The organism is Acinetobacter sp. Gutcm_16, assembly GCF_028649355.1.
GTDB lineage: Bacteria > Pseudomonadota > Gammaproteobacteria > Pseudomonadales > Moraxellaceae > Acinetobacter > Acinetobacter johnsonii.
This window is the reverse complement of sequence record NZ_JAQSUV010000016.1, coordinates 1-15,795: the sequence shown is the minus strand read 5'-3', so window position 1 is coordinate 15,795 and position 15,795 is coordinate 1. Positions and strand designations below refer to the sequence as shown.

20 protein-coding genes are annotated in these 15,795 nt (G+C 40.6%); 15 read left to right on the top strand and 5 right to left on the bottom strand.

Going from position 1 to position 15,795, the window contains the following annotated elements; all coding sequences use genetic code 11:
- The first annotated feature begins 12 nt into the window (after positions 1-12).
- On the top strand, positions 13-1,554 hold the full coding sequence (locus PTT44_RS02175) for a phospholipase D family protein (RefSeq protein WP_443098225.1): 1,542 nt from the start codon (positions 13-15) through the stop codon (positions 1,552-1,554).
- Between the two features lie 4 nt (positions 1,555-1,558).
- Here PTT44_RS02175 and PTT44_RS02170 read toward each other — a convergent pair whose 3' ends face one another.
- On the bottom strand, positions 1,559-2,383 hold the full coding sequence (locus tag PTT44_RS02170) for a lysophospholipid acyltransferase family protein (RefSeq protein WP_168158312.1): 825 nt from the start codon (positions 2,381-2,383) through the stop codon (positions 1,559-1,561).
- Positions 2,384-2,770: 387 nt separating this feature from the next.
- Between PTT44_RS02170 and hflX the strand changes: the two genes are divergently transcribed.
- The 5 genes from hflX (at position 2,771) to PTT44_RS02145 (ending at position 6,463) form a co-directional block, all read left to right on the top strand.
- The gene (hflX, locus tag PTT44_RS02165) at positions 2,771-4,111 is read left to right on the top strand and encodes a ribosome rescue GTPase HflX (RefSeq protein ID WP_168158313.1); all 1,341 of its coding nucleotides are present in this window, start codon (positions 2,771-2,773) and stop codon (positions 4,109-4,111) included.
- Positions 4,112-4,145: 34 nt separating this feature from the next.
- Positions 4,146-4,517, top strand: coding sequence for a hypothetical protein (locus tag PTT44_RS02160; protein ID WP_004695106.1), 372 nt, complete (start codon positions 4,146-4,148; stop codon positions 4,515-4,517).
- Between the two features lie 10 nt (positions 4,518-4,527).
- Positions 4,528-5,202: an LrgB family protein gene (locus tag PTT44_RS02155; protein ID WP_004695104.1), complete on the top strand. Its 675-nt coding sequence runs from the start codon at positions 4,528-4,530 to the stop codon at positions 5,200-5,202.
- 87 nt (positions 5,203-5,289) lie between these two features.
- On the top strand, positions 5,290-5,733 hold the full coding sequence (locus PTT44_RS02150; RefSeq protein ID WP_168158282.1) for a DUF2147 domain-containing protein: 444 nt from the start codon (positions 5,290-5,292) through the stop codon (positions 5,731-5,733).
- A gap of 280 nt (positions 5,734-6,013) precedes the next feature.
- A complete protein-coding gene (locus PTT44_RS02145; protein ID WP_004695101.1) occupies positions 6,014-6,463 on the top strand; it encodes a DUF2147 domain-containing protein in 450 nt (149 codons plus the stop codon).
- 45 nt (positions 6,464-6,508) lie between these two features.
- On the opposite strand, the gene PTT44_RS02140 is transcribed toward PTT44_RS02145, so the two are convergent.
- Genes PTT44_RS02140 through pdxA form a run of 3 tightly spaced genes read right to left on the bottom strand, consistent with a single transcriptional unit; the run spans position 6,509 to position 9,172 of the window.
- The gene (locus tag PTT44_RS02140; protein ID WP_168158283.1) at positions 6,509-7,357 is read right to left on the bottom strand and encodes a symmetrical bis(5'-nucleosyl)-tetraphosphatase; all 849 of its coding nucleotides are present in this window, start codon (positions 7,355-7,357) and stop codon (positions 6,509-6,511) included.
- Position 7,358: 1 nt separating this feature from the next.
- The gene (gene rsmA, locus PTT44_RS02135; protein ID WP_168158284.1) at positions 7,359-8,171 is read right to left on the bottom strand and encodes a 16S rRNA (adenine(1518)-N(6)/adenine(1519)-N(6))-dimethyltransferase RsmA; all 813 of its coding nucleotides are present in this window, start codon (positions 8,169-8,171) and stop codon (positions 7,359-7,361) included.
- Positions 8,172-8,203: 32 nt separating this feature from the next.
- Positions 8,204-9,172: a 4-hydroxythreonine-4-phosphate dehydrogenase PdxA gene (gene pdxA / locus PTT44_RS02130; protein ID WP_168158285.1), complete on the bottom strand. Its 969-nt coding sequence runs from the start codon at positions 9,170-9,172 to the stop codon at positions 8,204-8,206.
- A 481-nt stretch (positions 9,173-9,653) separates the two neighbouring features.
- On the opposite strand from pdxA, the gene rplM reads away from it, so the two are divergent.
- Together rplM and rpsI are read left to right on the top strand one after the other, a co-directional pair.
- Positions 9,654-10,082: a 50S ribosomal protein L13 gene (gene rplM / locus PTT44_RS02125; RefSeq protein WP_004695096.1), complete on the top strand. Its 429-nt coding sequence runs from the start codon at positions 9,654-9,656 to the stop codon at positions 10,080-10,082.
- A gap of 12 nt (positions 10,083-10,094) precedes the next feature.
- Positions 10,095-10,481: a 30S ribosomal protein S9 gene (rpsI, locus tag PTT44_RS02120; protein WP_004695095.1), complete on the top strand. Its 387-nt coding sequence runs from the start codon at positions 10,095-10,097 to the stop codon at positions 10,479-10,481.
- A 125-nt stretch (positions 10,482-10,606) separates the two neighbouring features.
- Here rpsI and PTT44_RS16580 read toward each other — a convergent pair whose 3' ends face one another.
- A complete protein-coding gene (locus PTT44_RS16580; protein ID WP_029575104.1) occupies positions 10,607-10,936 on the bottom strand; it encodes a hypothetical protein in 330 nt (109 codons plus the stop codon).
- A 123-nt stretch (positions 10,937-11,059) separates the two neighbouring features.
- Between PTT44_RS16580 and PTT44_RS02110 the strand changes: the two genes are divergently transcribed.
- The 7 genes from PTT44_RS02110 to PTT44_RS02080 all read left to right on the top strand — a co-directional run bounded on the left by PTT44_RS02110 (position 11,060) and on the right by PTT44_RS02080 (position 15,618).
- Complete coding sequence (locus tag PTT44_RS02110) at positions 11,060-11,713, top strand: glutathione S-transferase N-terminal domain-containing protein (protein WP_004695093.1); 654 nt, start codon at positions 11,060-11,062, stop codon at positions 11,711-11,713.
- A gap of 8 nt (positions 11,714-11,721) precedes the next feature.
- Positions 11,722-12,153 (top strand): ClpXP protease specificity-enhancing factor, encoded by a 432-nt coding sequence (locus PTT44_RS02105; protein WP_005400226.1) that lies wholly within the window; start codon positions 11,722-11,724, stop codon positions 12,151-12,153.
- Positions 12,154-12,170: 17 nt separating this feature from the next.
- The gene (locus tag PTT44_RS02100) at positions 12,171-12,830 is read left to right on the top strand and encodes a hypothetical protein (protein ID WP_058870241.1); all 660 of its coding nucleotides are present in this window, start codon (positions 12,171-12,173) and stop codon (positions 12,828-12,830) included.
- 396 nt (positions 12,831-13,226) lie between these two features.
- Positions 13,227-13,586 (top strand): hypothetical protein, encoded by a 360-nt coding sequence (locus PTT44_RS02095; protein ID WP_004983207.1) that lies wholly within the window; start codon positions 13,227-13,229, stop codon positions 13,584-13,586.
- 82 nt (positions 13,587-13,668) lie between these two features.
- Entirely contained in the window at positions 13,669-14,634 is a 966-nt protein-coding gene (locus PTT44_RS02090; protein ID WP_168158286.1) for a hypothetical protein, read from the top strand.
- Positions 14,635-14,643: 9 nt separating this feature from the next.
- Positions 14,644-15,192 carry a GTP-binding protein gene (locus tag PTT44_RS02085; RefSeq protein ID WP_004695077.1) on the top strand — a complete coding sequence of 183 codons (549 nt, stop codon included), beginning with the start codon at positions 14,644-14,646 and terminating at the stop codon, positions 15,190-15,192.
- Between the two features lie 18 nt (positions 15,193-15,210).
- Positions 15,211-15,618 carry a roadblock/LC7 domain-containing protein gene (locus PTT44_RS02080; RefSeq protein WP_168158287.1) on the top strand — a complete coding sequence of 136 codons (408 nt, stop codon included), beginning with the start codon at positions 15,211-15,213 and terminating at the stop codon, positions 15,616-15,618.
- The last annotated feature ends 177 nt before the right edge of the window (positions 15,619-15,795 follow it).

Below are 15,795 nucleotides of genomic sequence, written 5' to 3'. Positions count from 1 at the left end.
TTGCTGAGCTGTATGGTTTTGACTGTCCCAGCGTGTAATACCTTACCTAAACAGATCCCACAGACACCCGTCTATGCCTTTGATCTACCAACCGATCAAACCAGCTTAGGCAAAATTGTACTGCCTTTACGTGAACAAAATCCGGGACTTACAGGCTTTCATATCCTCTACAATCCACTCGAAGCTTTGGCCGCGCGTATTCATCTCATTGATAAAGCAGAAAAGACCTTAGACCTACAATACTATATTTGGGACAATGATCGTATTGGTTCTTTAGCCCTTTATTCTATTTTGAAAGCCGCCGATCGCGGGGTGAAAGTTCGTTTACTAATCGATGATAACAATGCCAAGAAAATGGAAGGCATTTATTTGGCGCTCGATCAACACGCCAATATCGACATCAAACTGTATAACCCCTACCGCTTCCGTCACTATCGCGCGATGGATATGGTCTTAAATCTAAAACGCATCAACCGTCGTATGCACAACAAAAGCTTCATTGCCGATAATCAAATTTCGTTGATTGGTGGGCGCAACATGAGCAATCAATATTATAACGTCAGCGACAGTTATCAGTTTTCCGATGTTGATGTAATGTTGGTCGGCTCTGCCTCAGATGAAATTGTGCATTCCTTCGATGAATACTGGAATAACGACTATGCCTTTCCAGTACGTCAAATTGTCAACGCTAACCATTACAGCTTGCGTTATGAGGGTTTAAAAACCCAGTTAGAACAGCACTATCAGGAAGTGACCGTACAAAATTATCTCGATCTGGCCAATCGTTCACAGGCCTTTGAACACTGGTTAAATGATAGTATCCAATTCGATTGGGTCAAAGCCGAGGTCGTGAAAGACTCACCAAGTAAAACCAAGTCTCGTGCGAAAAAAGAAGAACATTTAAACTTCCAATTGCAAACCTACTTAGAAAAGCCAATGGAAAGCATTGATATTATTTCGGCCTATTTTGTCCCGGAACGTAAAGGTAAAAAGCATTTGGCAAACCTAGCACAGAGTGACATTCAAGTTCGCGTACTGACCAACTCATTTAAAGCCAATGATGTGCCGTTGGTGCATGCGTTCTATGGAAAATATCGCGAGGACTTGCTGGAAAGTGGTGTCCAACTCTATGAGTTTTTAGCCACACCTGCGGCCGAAGCATTAAATGAAAACAATGAAGAAATTTCGAAAAAAGCCAAAGTCAGCATCAAAGGATTAAGCCGCTCGAGTCTGCATGCCAAACTCATGGCCATTGATGAGAAACAGGTTTTTATTGGTTCATTTAATTTTGATCCCCGCTCCGCCAACTTAAATACAGAAATTGGGGTTTTACTGAACAGCCCACCACTGGCCAAAGCGGTACACTACACCATGGACCAAAACCTCAGTAAATATGCCTATAAACTGGTCCTAGATGCAAACAAAAACATTAACTGGCAAATCAAACAAGCTGATGGTTCTACCAAAACCTATACCACTGAACCCAAAATGAATTGGTTCAAACGTGCTGGTCTCAAAGTCGTCTCTTGGCTACCAATTGAAGGCTTTATGTAAGCCTTCAATCTTGTTGCATGTTGGGTTGGGACTTCAAAACTTTCTGATGTAAATCAGCCAAACCTTGCACCATTTTTTGTTGGACCAGTGCCGTTAAACTCTCAACCGTATGTCCTGCGGTACAAATGGCTGGGAGCGCAACTAAATGTGCCGTGACTTGTGGCATTTCTAGTACTTTTTTAACATGCTCGGCAAAACTAATGTTACCGATAAACGGAGAGACTTGGTCAAGTCCGCCCTGTTGATTCACATAGCAAATCAAACAAATTTGCACATCACGCTGGGCCTCAATTGCTGCGCCTAATATACGTCCATGCACCTTTTTCACTTTAGAACCATCGGTCGTGGTCGCTTCCGGGAAAAACAACACAGGAATATCTTGTTTTAAAAACGCTGTAATTTGCTCTCGAATTTTGATGGAATCGCCTGAACCACGTTGAATAAACAAAGTTCCACCACTTTTTGCCAGCTTGCCAAACACAGGCCATTTTTCAATTTCAGCCTTGGCCAAAAAGAAAACTCGTGCGCCTGAACCTAAAACCGCAACATCTAACCATGAAATATGATTGCTGACCCAAAGTGCAGGCTTACGTGGAATATCCCCGTGGACATGCACATCAATGTTAAAAACCTTGCACAGTCGACGACAGAAATACTGCACGTAACGGGTATTTTGTGGATTGTTAATGTCTTTATACAAGCCATGTCGATAGACCAAATAAAACCCTTCAGACACGGCGCCAAGCCCTGAAGCCAGCTTTTTACCATACAGAAAAAGCTTAGAGACACATTTTATTGATGTTGTATTTATTTCAGTATTCGATTGCATAGACGGTTCACTTGGCACAGCTTCATTCAACATTTAATCATTGATTTCGGCTCATTCTATACTGATCTTGAGCAACTTGCATTGATCATAAAAACCGAAGGACCAGATGATTATTTTCAATTTTAATCGTTTAAACAAATTAATTAAAATAAATCAATCGAAATATCAAAACATGGTGTGTACATGAACGATCAAATGAATCCTCCAGCTTCACCGTTAAATCCTGTTCAGGCACTGAAATTTATTATAGGGCTCAGTATTTTATACTTTGGTACCTTGCTGCTTTTGGTTCACTTATTTCGCTCAATGTAAGGCAACAGCATAACTATTTCGCTCAATCTCAGCAAATTCATCTACACTAGAGTTTTCAATGTGAGATCGAATTTAGTGGAATATTTTGAGCAAAAGCAAGGTGGCGAAAAAACCATTTTAGTCAGTGTTGCCATCCATATTCTGGAAGACCTTGATGCAGAAGAATTTCGTTTGCTTGCTAAGTCGGCAGGTGCAGAAATTCTGGAGCATGTTCACGCTCAAAGATTCAAACCCGATGCTAAATATTTCATTGGTTCAGGCAAAGCAGAAGAAATTGCTGCTCGTGTTGAGGAACTTGAAGCCACGCTGGTGATTATTGACCATGCTCTAACCCCTAGTCAGGAACGTAATCTGAGTCGCATTATCAAGTGCCGCGTCATTGATCGTACACGCCTTATTCTAGATATCTTCGCTCAACGTGCCCGTACCCATGAAGGGAAACTTCAAGTCGAATTGGCTCAATTGGATCACTTGTCTTCTCGACTGGTCGGTACAGGCATTAGCCTCGATAGCCAAAAAGGCGGGATTGGACTCCGTGGTCCAGGTGAAACGCAACTCGAAACTGACCGTCGTTTACTTCGTGTCCGTGTTGGACAACTTAAAGATAAATTAGAAAAAGTCCGTCAGACGCGTATCCAAGGGCGTGCTGCACGTCAAAAAGCCGCGATTCCAACCGTTTCTTTGGTTGGTTATACCAATGCGGGCAAATCAACCCTGTTTAACACTCTTGCCAAATCTGATGTTTATGCCGCAGATCAGTTATTTGCAACCTTAGATCCAACCTTAAGACGTTTGGAATGGGATGGTATTGGCCCACTGGTCCTAGCTGACACGGTTGGTTTTGTACGTAATCTTGCGCATGCTTTAGTAGAATCGTTTAAAGCGACGCTAGAGGAAACATTAGAAGCCAGTTTGCTGTTGCATGTGATTGACTCGAGTAGTCCAGACCATATGGAACAAATTGAAGCTGTTGAAAAAGTGCTCAAAGAAATTGGCGCAGATATTCCAATTCTACGGGTGTATAACAAGATCGATCAAAGTGGCGAACAAGCCAAAATCATTTACGCTGAACCCAATGTACCTGAGCGTGTCTATGTCTCAGCACATACAGGCGAAGGATTTGATCTACTACGCCAAGCGGTACAAGAGTGCTTGATGGGTCAAATTCAAAACTTTGACGTCCTACTCAAACCAGCCTATGGCAAATTGCGTAATCAACTGTACGACCTAAATGTGATTCAATCTGAAAATTATGATGATGAGGGCAACCTACACCTACAAGTGTATATTGCACCGCATAAACTTGAACAACTGATTAAACAAGCACATTTACCAATTGATGAAATTTTAGGTTTGAAAGCAAAACAATTTCATCGTGAACTCGAAGAATTTGAAATCAAAAACCAAATCGGTTAAAACGTGATAAGTAAAATGTTAATGACAGAACAAAATGGAATGGATAAAAACTGTTGATTGGAAAGCATGGATCGGTACGGTTGCCCTGATCATCATCTTTCGTGAGGCGGCTGTGTGGATCACTGGACGTTTTGGACATCCTGAACTGGGCAATTTAATTGGACTGATTAGTTTATTAATCGTCCTTTTAGGTTGGAGAAAATTTCATAAAATTCCAGCACGTTTGGTCGATACCAACAATAAAATCATGAAAGAAAGTGCCTTTGCTTTTCTACCTATCAGTGCAGGTTCCTTACTAATGATGACGCATTTAGGCAGTGAAATCCCAATGTTTTTGGTGGTGCTATTTGTCAGCACACTAATTCCACTGTGGGTTTACGCAAAAATGTCTAAGAAATGGCTTTAGGAGTGTGCACATGATTCCCATTATTTTCGGTTTTTTCCTAACCCTCGTTGCCTATTTACTGGCAAAGCCACTCAACAAAAAACTGCCACAAATTCCCGTGATTGTTTTTGGCATGTGCTTTGTGATTGCCCTGCTGTTGTTGTTAAACATTCCGTATGAGCAATATATGGCACAGGTAAATCCAGTGTTTAACCATCTGCTCGGTTATGTCACGGTTGCATTAGCTATTCCATTGGCTGCTATGCGCTATGACGACCTCCCCCTCAAAGCCGTGGTGGGTATCTTGGTCTTTGCCAGTATCAGTGCGGTCGGACTGCCGATGGGACTGGCTTATCTACTACATTTGTCCGATCCTACCATTATGGCATTTGCCACGCGCGCAGTCACAACGCCTATCGCAATTAACATTGCAACACTGCTGCAAGCCCCTGTGAGTCTGGCCATTTTAATCGTGATTTTATCCGGTGTGATTGGTGCTGCATTTTCGCCACTGATTCTCAAACACATTAATGATGAACGTGCATCGGGCTTAGCACTAGGTCTTGCAGCCCATGCCATCGGTACAGCTCAAGCATGGCAACGGGGAAGTATTGCTGGACGTTACGCAGCCTTTGGAATGGCTGTCAATGCGGTATTTACAGCAATCTGGTTACCATTGTTTATTCTATACTTGCAAAAAATGTGATATGTTCCTCATATAAACAATTGTATTGTTTAAAAAATCAACTTAAGATGAGTTTGTCGTTGATTAAATGATAAAAGGATTTTGTTCATGAGCAAATTGACACTTGCAATCGCATTCGCTACAACCGTTATGGGTAGTACAGCTTTCGCTGAAGATATTAGCGGCACTTGGAAAAATATTGATGACAAAACTGGGTCGTCAAAAGCCATCCTTGATATTCGCAAAGAATCAAACGGGACATATACCGCTAAGATCGTTAAAGTAACGCCTCGTCCGGGTTATACACCAAAAGAAACTTGTATTAATTGCCCTGCGCCGTATACCAATAAGCCTATTTTAGGCATGGATGTGATGAAAGGTTTGAAACACAGCGGTGATACCAATTACACGGGTGGAAAAATCATTGATCCACTTTCTGGTAATATTTATAGCTGTAAAGCAAAACTCAGTTCGAATGGCAAACGCTTAACCTTGCGAGGATACGTGGGCATATCGGCTCTAGGTCGCAGCCAAACTTGGATTCGAGAATAATCTAGGTTCTTATTACTGAACAGGCCTGGTCTACGCAATCACTTGATCAATTCATTTTAGATTTTGTAGACCACTACTGAGTCACTTATACATTACTCCAAACTTAGTCTGATGGTTTCAAATTCAATGAATAAAAGAGTTTCAGCTAAGCGTGTATGATTTTTCAATTTTTAAAGGCAACTGCCTAATTCATATCTAAACACAAAACAGTTTGCCTGGTGCAAACTGTTTATTTTTCTGTGTCTTGGATATCTTTTTGTGAAACTATAGAGAACCTTATATGAAAAGTAAGTTTTTTATCGCGGGATTAACATTGTCCATGCTTTGCGGGGGAGCATTTGCACAGGACTTAACAGGGACATGGCAACAAATTGATGATAAATCAGGCTCACCAAAAGCCATTATCGAAATTCGTAAAGAATCGAATAATACTTACACTGGAAAAATTGTAAAAATTACACCACGCCCAGGTTATACACCAAAAGAAACTTGCGTGAATTGCCCTACTCCATATACCAACAAACCAATTTTGGGTATGGACATTATTAAAGGCTTAAAGCATGTCGACGGCACCAATAACTATGAAAAAGGTCGTGTGATTGATCCTTTGTCTGGCAAACTTTATGATGCGAAAATGAAACTGAATGCCACAGGAAAGCGTCTTTCTCTACGTGCATACATCGGTGTTTCTGCTTTAGGTCGTAACCAAACCTGGTTAAGAATCGACTAAGAATAAAAAAAAGCCACGAACTTCGTGGCTTTTTTAATGCATGTGCTATTGAACTGGATTATCAACGGCAAATAAAGTCTCATCTTCTAGACGGTAAGCCATTAATTGATGCCCCCAAACACAACCGCCATCTACATTTTGAATCGAGTCTGAAATGGTTTTGCCTTGTAAAGCGGCCCAGTGACCAAACACAACTTTATGGGTTTGCGCTGCTTGTGAAGCAAATTCAAACCATGGTTTGAAGCCTTCTGGCATTGGGTCACTGAGTGAGTCTTTAAAACTAAACTCCAAACGCCCAGCACTATCGGTTAAACGCATACGAGTCAAATAATTTACGATACAACGTAAACGCGCATGCCCCGTCAGTTCATCCGACCACAAGGTGGGCTCTTTACCATACATTTCTTTTAAAAAGGCATCGACAACATCAAAATCATCCGCTGCAATGACCGCCTCAACTTCTGCGGCTAAAGCAGCAGCTTGTTCTGCTGTCCAATTGGTTGGAATGCCTGCATGCGTCAGAACCGTGGTTGCGTTTGGAAACAAACACAAGGGTTGTTTCCGTAGCCAATCAATCAAATCATCACTATCAATCGCATCAATCACATCACGAATGTTATCTTTGTCTTTGATTGCTTTAATGCCACGTGCAGCCGCCAGCAAAGTTAAATCATGATTGCCTAAAACTGTTGCAGCCGCATTACGCTCTACTAATTTTTTAATAAAGCGTAAAGCACCCAATGAGTTTTCACCACGGGCAACCAAATCCCCTGCGAACCAAATAAAATCTTGGTCAGGATCAAACTGAATAGTCTTTAGCAAGGCTTTTAGTGCTTCAAAACAACCCTGCACATCACCAATGACATAATTGTATCGAATCTCTGCACCTGTCACCTTAAGCCACCATTTGATCTGCTAATGCCACAAATTGAGCCAGTGTTAAAGTCTCTGGACGTGCCATCGGATCAACACCCGCTTGTTCAAAACCATCTTCAACCAACATGCCTTTTAAGCTATTACGCAAAGTTTTACGGCGCTGGGTAAAGACGTGCGAGACCAAACGTGCCAAGGCTTTTTCATTTTTTGCCACAATCGGCTTAACCGCATACGGCTCTAGGCGGAACACCGCAGACGTCACTTTGGGAGGCGGGTTAAATGAACCTGGGGGTACTTCAAACAAGAACGTAGGTTTACAGAAATACTGAATCATCACCGACAAACGACCATATTCTTTGCTATTTGGAGAAGCCGTAATACGGTCAACCACTTCTTTTTGTAGCATAAAGTGCATGTCTTTAACTTTGTCACCAAACTCCAAGAGGTGAAACAAAAGTGGCGTTGAGATGTTATAAGGTAGGTTACCCACAACACGTAAAGGACGACCATCTTCAAATAAACTGGTGAAGTCGTACTTCAGTGCATCAGTTTCAATAATGGTTAAACGTTCAGGATGTGGCACACGCCCCGGCAAACCTGCCGCCAAATCACGGTCCAATTCGACCACCGTGAGTGCGTCACATTCACCAATCAACGGTGATGTTAATGCTGCCAAACCCGGGCCAATTTCCACAATGTTGTCACCTGAACGGGGTGCAACTGAACGTACAATCTTGGCAATAACACGTTGGTCATGTAAGAAGTTTTGCCCAAAACGCTTCCGCGTATGGTGCCCTTCATCTTTAGGGTTTAAGGCATTAATTTGATACATAAAATTTTCCAACGTGAGTTAGTCACTGAACATTAGTGACGAGCTAATTCTAACGCTAAATCAACAGCGACCTGTAAGCTTGAGCTTTTCGCAAGACCTGTTCCTGCGAGGGAGAGAGCTGTGCCATGATCGACTGAGGTACGAATAAACGGTAAGCCCAAAGTAATATTAATGGCTTCACCAAACCCTTGCGATTTTAACACAGGTAAGCCCTGATCGTGATACATCGCAAAAACAGCATCGGCATCTTTTAAGTTTTCAGGGGTAAATAAGGTGTCGGCAGGCAGGCTCAGGCTCATATTTATGCCTTGAGCACGGTAGCTTTCCAGCACAGGGTTAATCACCTCAATTTCTTCCATGCCCAAATAGCCATCTTCCCCTGCATGTGGGTTTAAGCCACATACTAAAATGTGGGGATGTTCTTTTTTAAATTTGCTTTTTAAGTCCTGAATTAAAATATCAATCACTTGATGCAGTCGTTCTTTGGTAATCGCATCGGGTACAGCTCTTAAGGGCAAATGTGTAGTAGCCAACGCGACACGCAACATCTTGGTTGCGAGCATCATCACCACACGTTCAACTCCAGCAAACTCTTGGTAGTATTCGGTATGTCCACTAAAGTGAATCCCAGCATCATTGATGACTGATTTTTGTACAGGTGCAGTTGCAACACCTACACTTTTACCTGACATGGCATAATCGGCCGAACGTCGTAGCTGCTCTAAGACATAAGCCGAATTTTGAGGATTGAGCTCACCCATTACAACAGCTTCGCTTAAAGGCACATGCTCAACATAAAGTTGACCCTGAGTTGATGATGCTTCTTGCCCTGAATATTCAATCAGTTCAATGTCCAATCCCAAACATGCTGCACGTGTACGTAGCAAGTTTATATCACCAAGGACCACGATCGGACGCTCATCTATACGAGCAGCAAGGCTTAAACAAATATCTGGACCAATCCCAGCAGGTTCACCACTGGTGACATATAAAGGAAGCATAAGCAACTCAAAGAAAATGCGTGTCGCTCATTATACAACGTCTATTTCGAGATCGATGCATGACAAAACGCATATCTAAAACTTGTTTATTTCAATTCGAACTGGGCTTTTGTCAATTGGCTGAAAAACCTTATCACGGAGGAAAGTTTGAAATCATAAAAATTAAGAATTAACCATATATTGTATAAAACTCAAAGTATTCAAATGCTATCCCAGGCTTGTATTTCAAAAGCAAAACCCTTTCATTCTTTTTTGTGCTTATCAACACACGCAAGCCCCGACATACACGCCATAAGCATATTTGTATTTTTTAAAAAGAATAAACTTTGATCTCTTCCTTTATACAGGGAAATACCTTAGAATACGGCTCTTGAAATTTTATATTTTCATTTGTGATTCTTAACGTATTCGTTTAGAATCGCGTCTCCTTTTGTTTGGACAGATTCCATAGTCCAAACCAACTATAATAGGTAGTGGTTTAATGAAAACTCTCAGCGCTAAGCCTGCTGAAGTTCAACACGACTGGTACGTTGTTGATGCTTCTGGCAAAACTTTAGGTCGCCTTGCGACTGAAATCGCTCGTCGTCTACGTGGTAAGCACAAGACTTCTTATACTCCTCACGTTGACACTGGCGATTATATCGTTGTAATCAATGCTGAAGAAATTCAAGTGACTGGTAAAAAAGCACTTGATAAAAAATACTATCGCCACACTGGCTTCCCTGGTGGTATCCGTGAGACTAACTTTGAAAAGTTAATCGCTCACAAACCTGAAGCAGTTTTAGAAAAAGCTGTTAAAGGTATGTTACCAAAAGGTCCTCTTGGTTATGCAATGATCAAGAAAATGAAAGTGTATGCAGGTACAGAGCATCCACACGCTGCTCAACAGCCACAAGTTTTGGACATCTAAGGGATACAGCACATGGCTACTAATTATGGTACAGGTCGCCGTAAGACCGCAACTGCACGTGTTTTCTTGTCAGCTGGTACAGGCAAGCTCGTAATTAACAACCGTACTCTTGAGCAATACTTCGGTCGTGAAACTGCTCGTATGGTTGTTCGTCAACCTTTAGAGCTTCTTGAAGTTACTGAAAAGTATGACCTTTACATCACTGTTGCTGGTGGTGGTATCGGTGGTCAAGCTGGCGCTATCCGTCACGGTATTACTCGTGCGTTGATCGCTTCTGACGAAACACTTAAACCTGCTCTTCGTCAAGCTGGTTTCGTTACTCGTGATGCTCGTGAAGTTGAACGTAAGAAACTTGGTTTACGTAAAGCTCGTAAACGTCCTCAATTCTCTAAACGTTAATTCGTTTACCGAATCGGACAAAAAAGCCTTGGTTTATCCAAGGCTTTTTTATACGTCATTTTCAAGTTTTAAGCCTATGCTTTCTGCTTTATTCGTATTACATGCCTCTAGTTACATATTCCAGCTTATTTTGAAAATTGATGATCTTTGGGAAGTGGTGCATTACACGGCTCATCGGTCTTTTCATCGACCATTTTCACAGGCCCATCATTATAAACAGTGACCTTACAGCCTTTTACTGTATATTCTTGCTGAATGCCGCCATACATCTCATCCTCGGATACAGAAGTAGCAACATCACAGGCTTCATCGGCAATACAAGCTGCATATTCAGCAGTCTGCTGCGCTACATCTACCTGTTCGGCTGCATCTTGATTTTGAGCATAACTACTTGAGATGGAAGTCATTAGTATAATAACTGCAATCGATTGGGTGATTCTGAGCCTAAGCTGCATGGTTCTATCCTTCTTTTTCATTTATTCCAAGTTGTTCGATTGTATAAGCATATTAAAGTTAAGATGATTTTATTGGCTATTTTTAGTATTCTAACCGATTCACTTCACCTAGTTTCTTGAAATATGTCTGTCGAAACTACTCCGCTTCAAGGAATTACGCTGTATAGCCATGCAGATGATTTTCGCTCCCATTGGATTCGTTATGTACTTGCAGAGAAGCAAATCAAATACCATTTGGTTTTAAGTGATGCTGATGATGAAGATCTCGCCAGCTTAAACCCTTATAATCAGCTGCCGATGTTGATTGAAAATGATTTAAAACTATTCAACGCCAATATCATCTCCGAGTATTTAGACGATCGTTATCGTCAAAACAAGCTCTATGCCGACGCGCCTATGCCTCGCGCGGAACAGCGTCAGTACATTTGGCGCTTTGAACAAGATTGGTTAAAACTTGCCGATATGATGTTACGCCATCCAGATACACTCGATGAACAAGCAAAACTGAAAGCACAAAAAAAACTGAAAGATACACTCATTTCCCTAACACCACTGTTTCAGCATTTCCCCTATTTCATGTCGGAAAGCTTTAGCATTTTAGATTGCATGCTTGCGCCTATCTTTCTACGCTTAAACAGCATGGGCGTGCATTTACCCAAACAGCAATGCCGCCCAATCTATTTATATTGTCAACGTATTTTTAGTCGTCCTGCATTTTTAAAGTCTTTAACTTTGCAGGAGAAAAACCATTATCAATCTGAATTTAAACAGCCGTAGAGAACATTATGTCTGATCAAGAATTAAACCTTACGCCGACTCGTCCATATTTAGCTCGCGCAATTTATGAATGGATTTGTGATAACCAATTGACACCGCACTTATTGGTCGATGCAACCCAGCCCAATACTCTCGTTCCTGAACAGTTTATTCAAGATGGCCAAATTGTCTTAAACATCGTCCCTCATGCCGTACATGCGCTACATATGAGCAACGATGCGATTACCTTCTCTGCACGTTTTGGTGGGGTATCTCGTGATATCTATGTACCACTTAATGCTGTGATTGGCATTTATGCCCGTGAAAATGGACAGGGTTTGTTCTTCGATCCAAGTGAGTATGACAATCATACCCAAAGCGAGCAAAATGCTTTAAAATCAGACAATGAAGAAAAAACTGAACCCGCTAAGAAAAAACCAAGTTTAAGGTTATTAGATTAATAAAATGGAGTAATTATATGGCTTTTGATTTAGTACAATATTTTGCAGAGCAGATTAAAATTCAAAAGCCTGAGCTTCTGAGTCAATATTCAGATGAGGAGCGACTTCAATATCTTTCTGAGGCCAACACCCTCTCCCTTGGAAAACTCATCACCTTGATGCGTCAAGATGGCACCAAGCTCTATCAAGAGATTCAAACTCAAGATCACCTCTATATTCAAGAACTTGCAAGGCATCTCACCACGTCTCCGCAAAATGAATCACAGTTAGCAAAGGCAGACTTAGAGCACAGCCTAACCAGCATGTTGAGCCTGCAGTTTGCTGAACTCAAACAACTTGATGCCACAGGGAACTTTGGTGAACATGGAATACGCGAGTTGCTTGTCGGTCAAATCGAGCACCTCTCTGGTCTGGCTGATGACTGGGTTTGGACAACAAGTGAGCTAACAGAACTGATTGGCTCTAAACCAAAGCCTGAAGAAGAGCTATCATTAGAAGAGACGATGAAGGAGTTTAATCAAATGGTAAATCAACACGCAACAGACCACTCAGATCAGCTACACACACAGGTAGCAGAGCAAAATCCAACGCCAACATGGGCAAAACTGATTGAGCCTGCTGTCGCTATCGCGATTTTATGGGGACTTTATTGCGCAGCAAGTCAAATGTTTGTCTAATCTCCAAGGGATGCACTCATTTTGCGCATCCCTTTATTTTTTAATGAAAAATAATTATATGTTTCATCTTTAAAAATCAAAAAAATCGATTTCTTTTTTTATTTTTATTTGTCCAAATGGTAAAAGTTACATTTTGTTACAATAGCAAATAAATTAAACACTTTTTCAAATAACAATAAACTTTTTCACACTCCTTTTTAAAATACGCAAACCTAATCACAAAATCTGTAGCAAAAACTGACTAAAAGCCTCGGGTTTAATCGTACATTTATTCATCTTTTTTTTGTTACATTTATTTATATTGATAATTTTTTCACGCCGTCCATATAATTAAATCGACTTGTGAAACAACAAGTTAAAAGGATTTCAAAACTCATAAAATTAAAGAGAAAAACTATGGCTAAAGTGTCATTGGAAGCATTAGCAAATATCGATGGATTCTATGCAGCAGCATTGGTCGATGGGGAAAGCGGTTTGGCCCTAGCAACTCAAGGCGGTGGAAGCATCGATTTAGAACTCGCGGCTGCAGGTAATACTGAAGTCGTTCGCTCAAAACGACGTGTTGCACAAGCATTGAACTTGAATGACACCATCGAAGATATTTTAATTACACTAGGTAAGCAGTATCACCTTATTCGTCCTTTAGAAGGCAATGACAAAATTTTCTTATATCTTGTCCTTGAACGCTCTAAAGCAAACCTTGCTATGGCTCGCCATGAACTTAAAGGATATGAAAAAGGCCTAGATTTTTCTTAATTTGAATTGCCCCTTTCTCATCCTTTTGGGAAAGGGGTTGTATGCGTTGTCCTCTTCAACCTAATTAAATTAAAGAAACACTATGAATAAGCAATATATTAATATTGCGATTACTGGCCTGAGTTCAAACCATTCTGACGAACTTAAAACACAGCTACGTAATCTCATTCCTCAAGAGTATCAAATTAACTGGAGCTCCGCTGCTGACCCAACTATTGATTGTTTATTTATCCATGAAAGTTTTTATGAAACCGAAGGGATCCAAAAGATCATTCGAAGTCGTCAGTTCCCATGGCTAAAAATTTCTAAGCAAACCCATAACGAAAACCGACTCCACGAAAACACAATTTCTTTACCAATTACACATCTTGAAAGCTTCTCGAATTGGATTATTCAACATCTACTTCCCCCCTCTTTTGACAATCAACAAATCCTTCCTATCGAAACTCAGAATAAAAAAACACACTACAAATTAGAATATTTCAGCAAAATGCTGGATACCGAACGCAACTCAAAGCTACATCTTTTTGATACTTTGGGCACCATTGCCATTATTGATATTCAGAAAAATATCGCTTGGCTCAATACAGAACGAGAACAAGCCTTTACAGATTCTGGTTTTGATTATGACATTGCCAGCACCAGCAACTTCATGAAAGTCTCACGCAAGCAACCCCATATACTTAGCGACTGGTTATGGCAGTTTTTTTGGGATTCACCCATATTTTTGAAAGAAATTGCACCTGAAGATGGACATTTTAAGATCCATATGTGGCCTAAGCCAGCAAGTAATGTGGACAGGAAAACCATTTTTCAACTTTCCAGCTGCTTTATTCAAGGTGGTAAAATTTCAAAAATTGCAACGCAGTTGAATCTCCCTATTGAAACTGTGCAGCGCTTTATTGCAGCCAATATCGCGACCCATAATCTCTCAAAAATCAATATTTGGGATAAACACTTTAACCCACCAGAAATGCCTCAAGTTACAGAAGAAGCAGGATTAATTAAAAGCTTTTTTGGAAAACTAAGAAAAAAACTAGGCATATAGGATAATAATATGATTTTACAACGCTTTAAAATTGTTTTTGCTGGTGGTATGGGCGCGGGTAAGACAGAGGCGATTCGATCACTCTCAGAGATTCCTGTACTGCAAACGGAGGCTTTCAACACAGATGCACAGCGCCATACCAAATTGGAAACTACTGTTGGTATTGATTATGGTGAAATCACGCTTGATGAAAACCTGACCATTGGGCTATATGGTACACCTGGGCAAAGCCGCTTCGACTTTATTTGGTCTGCCATTACTAAAGGTGCTATTGGTGCTGTAATTTTGATTGACCATCATTCAGACAACCCTATTCAAGAATTAGAAAGTTATCTGGAAACCTTTCAAAACTTTACCGACAATATTGCGATCGGCATTACACATACCGATCTTCTTTCTGAGTCAACCAAATCAACCACTATCTATAAAGACTGGTTATTACAAAATGATCTCTTTTCTCCACTCTTCTTTATCGATGCAAGGAAGAAAGATGACGTTTTGTTATTATTAGAAGCGCTTATTACATCCATTGAGATCAACTCAAATATTGCCAATTAACCCTTAACGAGGTTCTATATGTTTACTTTAGCGCAAAGCCGCACAGCACCAAAAGAGTTAATTGATTTTGCAAAGAGTGAGATTCAAGATGTTCTCATGAATGTCCGCAGTGTCAATTATGTCATGCTGTGTAGCACAGATGGCTTCGAGTTAGCCCATGTTTATAAGAGAGATGGGTATAACAGCACTAAACTTGCAGCAGTTAGTAGCTCAATCTTAGCTATGGTTGCAGCCTTTATGAATGAAATTCATCTCGAAGGTTGTCAGTCGATTACTTTGGATGCGGACAATGGTAAAGCCATTTTAACCTCGATTCCTTCTCCAAATCATCCAATGATTATCGTAACCTTGACTGAAAAAGATGTACTCTTAGGGCAGCTACTCTATACCCTAAAAAATGCAAGTAACAAAATTATGCAATACTAATATCCTTGATAAAAATATAAACAAATTTTGTTTTTATTAGCAACGAAGCCTATTAAATTTTAGAAGCCCTTATAGTGAAGTCTTCTCTACTCTTTTTATTTTTAATCTTTTCAGCATAAAAAAATCCCCCTCAGCGATTAGCGGAGGGGGATTTAGAATTAATGAGCTGGCGATGAC

Bases quoted from the DNA above. Each gene is read 5' to 3' on its own strand.
- PTT44_RS02175 (WP_443098225.1), top strand. From the start codon at position 13: ATGGTTTTGACTGTCCCAGCGTGTAATACCTTACCTAAACAGATCCCA.
- PTT44_RS02170 (WP_168158312.1), bottom strand. From the start codon at position 2,383: ATGCAATCGAATACTGAAATAAATACAACATCAATAAAATGTGTCTCT.
- PTT44_RS02160 (WP_004695106.1), top strand. From the start codon at position 4,146: ATGGAATGGATAAAAACTGTTGATTGGAAAGCATGGATCGGTACGGTT.
- PTT44_RS02155 (WP_004695104.1), top strand. From the start codon at position 4,528: ATGATTCCCATTATTTTCGGTTTTTTCCTAACCCTCGTTGCCTATTTA.
- PTT44_RS02150 (WP_168158282.1), top strand. From the start codon at position 5,290: ATGAGCAAATTGACACTTGCAATCGCATTCGCTACAACCGTTATGGGT.
- PTT44_RS02145 (WP_004695101.1), top strand. From the start codon at position 6,014: ATGAAAAGTAAGTTTTTTATCGCGGGATTAACATTGTCCATGCTTTGC.
- rsmA (WP_168158284.1), bottom strand. From the start codon at position 8,171: ATGTATCAAATTAATGCCTTAAACCCTAAAGATGAAGGGCACCATACG.
- pdxA (WP_168158285.1), bottom strand. From the start codon at position 9,172: ATGCTTCCTTTATATGTCACCAGTGGTGAACCTGCTGGGATTGGTCCA.
- rplM (WP_004695096.1), top strand. From the start codon at position 9,654: ATGAAAACTCTCAGCGCTAAGCCTGCTGAAGTTCAACACGACTGGTAC.
- rpsI (WP_004695095.1), top strand. From the start codon at position 10,095: ATGGCTACTAATTATGGTACAGGTCGCCGTAAGACCGCAACTGCACGT.
- PTT44_RS16580 (WP_029575104.1), bottom strand. From the start codon at position 10,936: ATGCAGCTTAGGCTCAGAATCACCCAATCGATTGCAGTTATTATACTA.
- PTT44_RS02110 (WP_004695093.1), top strand. From the start codon at position 11,060: ATGTCTGTCGAAACTACTCCGCTTCAAGGAATTACGCTGTATAGCCAT.
- PTT44_RS02105 (WP_005400226.1), top strand. From the start codon at position 11,722: ATGTCTGATCAAGAATTAAACCTTACGCCGACTCGTCCATATTTAGCT.
- PTT44_RS02100 (WP_058870241.1), top strand. From the start codon at position 12,171: ATGGCTTTTGATTTAGTACAATATTTTGCAGAGCAGATTAAAATTCAA.
- PTT44_RS02095 (WP_004983207.1), top strand. From the start codon at position 13,227: ATGGCTAAAGTGTCATTGGAAGCATTAGCAAATATCGATGGATTCTAT.
- PTT44_RS02090 (WP_168158286.1), top strand. From the start codon at position 13,669: ATGAATAAGCAATATATTAATATTGCGATTACTGGCCTGAGTTCAAAC.
- PTT44_RS02085 (WP_004695077.1), top strand. From the start codon at position 14,644: ATGATTTTACAACGCTTTAAAATTGTTTTTGCTGGTGGTATGGGCGCG.
- PTT44_RS02080 (WP_168158287.1), top strand. From the start codon at position 15,211: ATGTTTACTTTAGCGCAAAGCCGCACAGCACCAAAAGAGTTAATTGAT.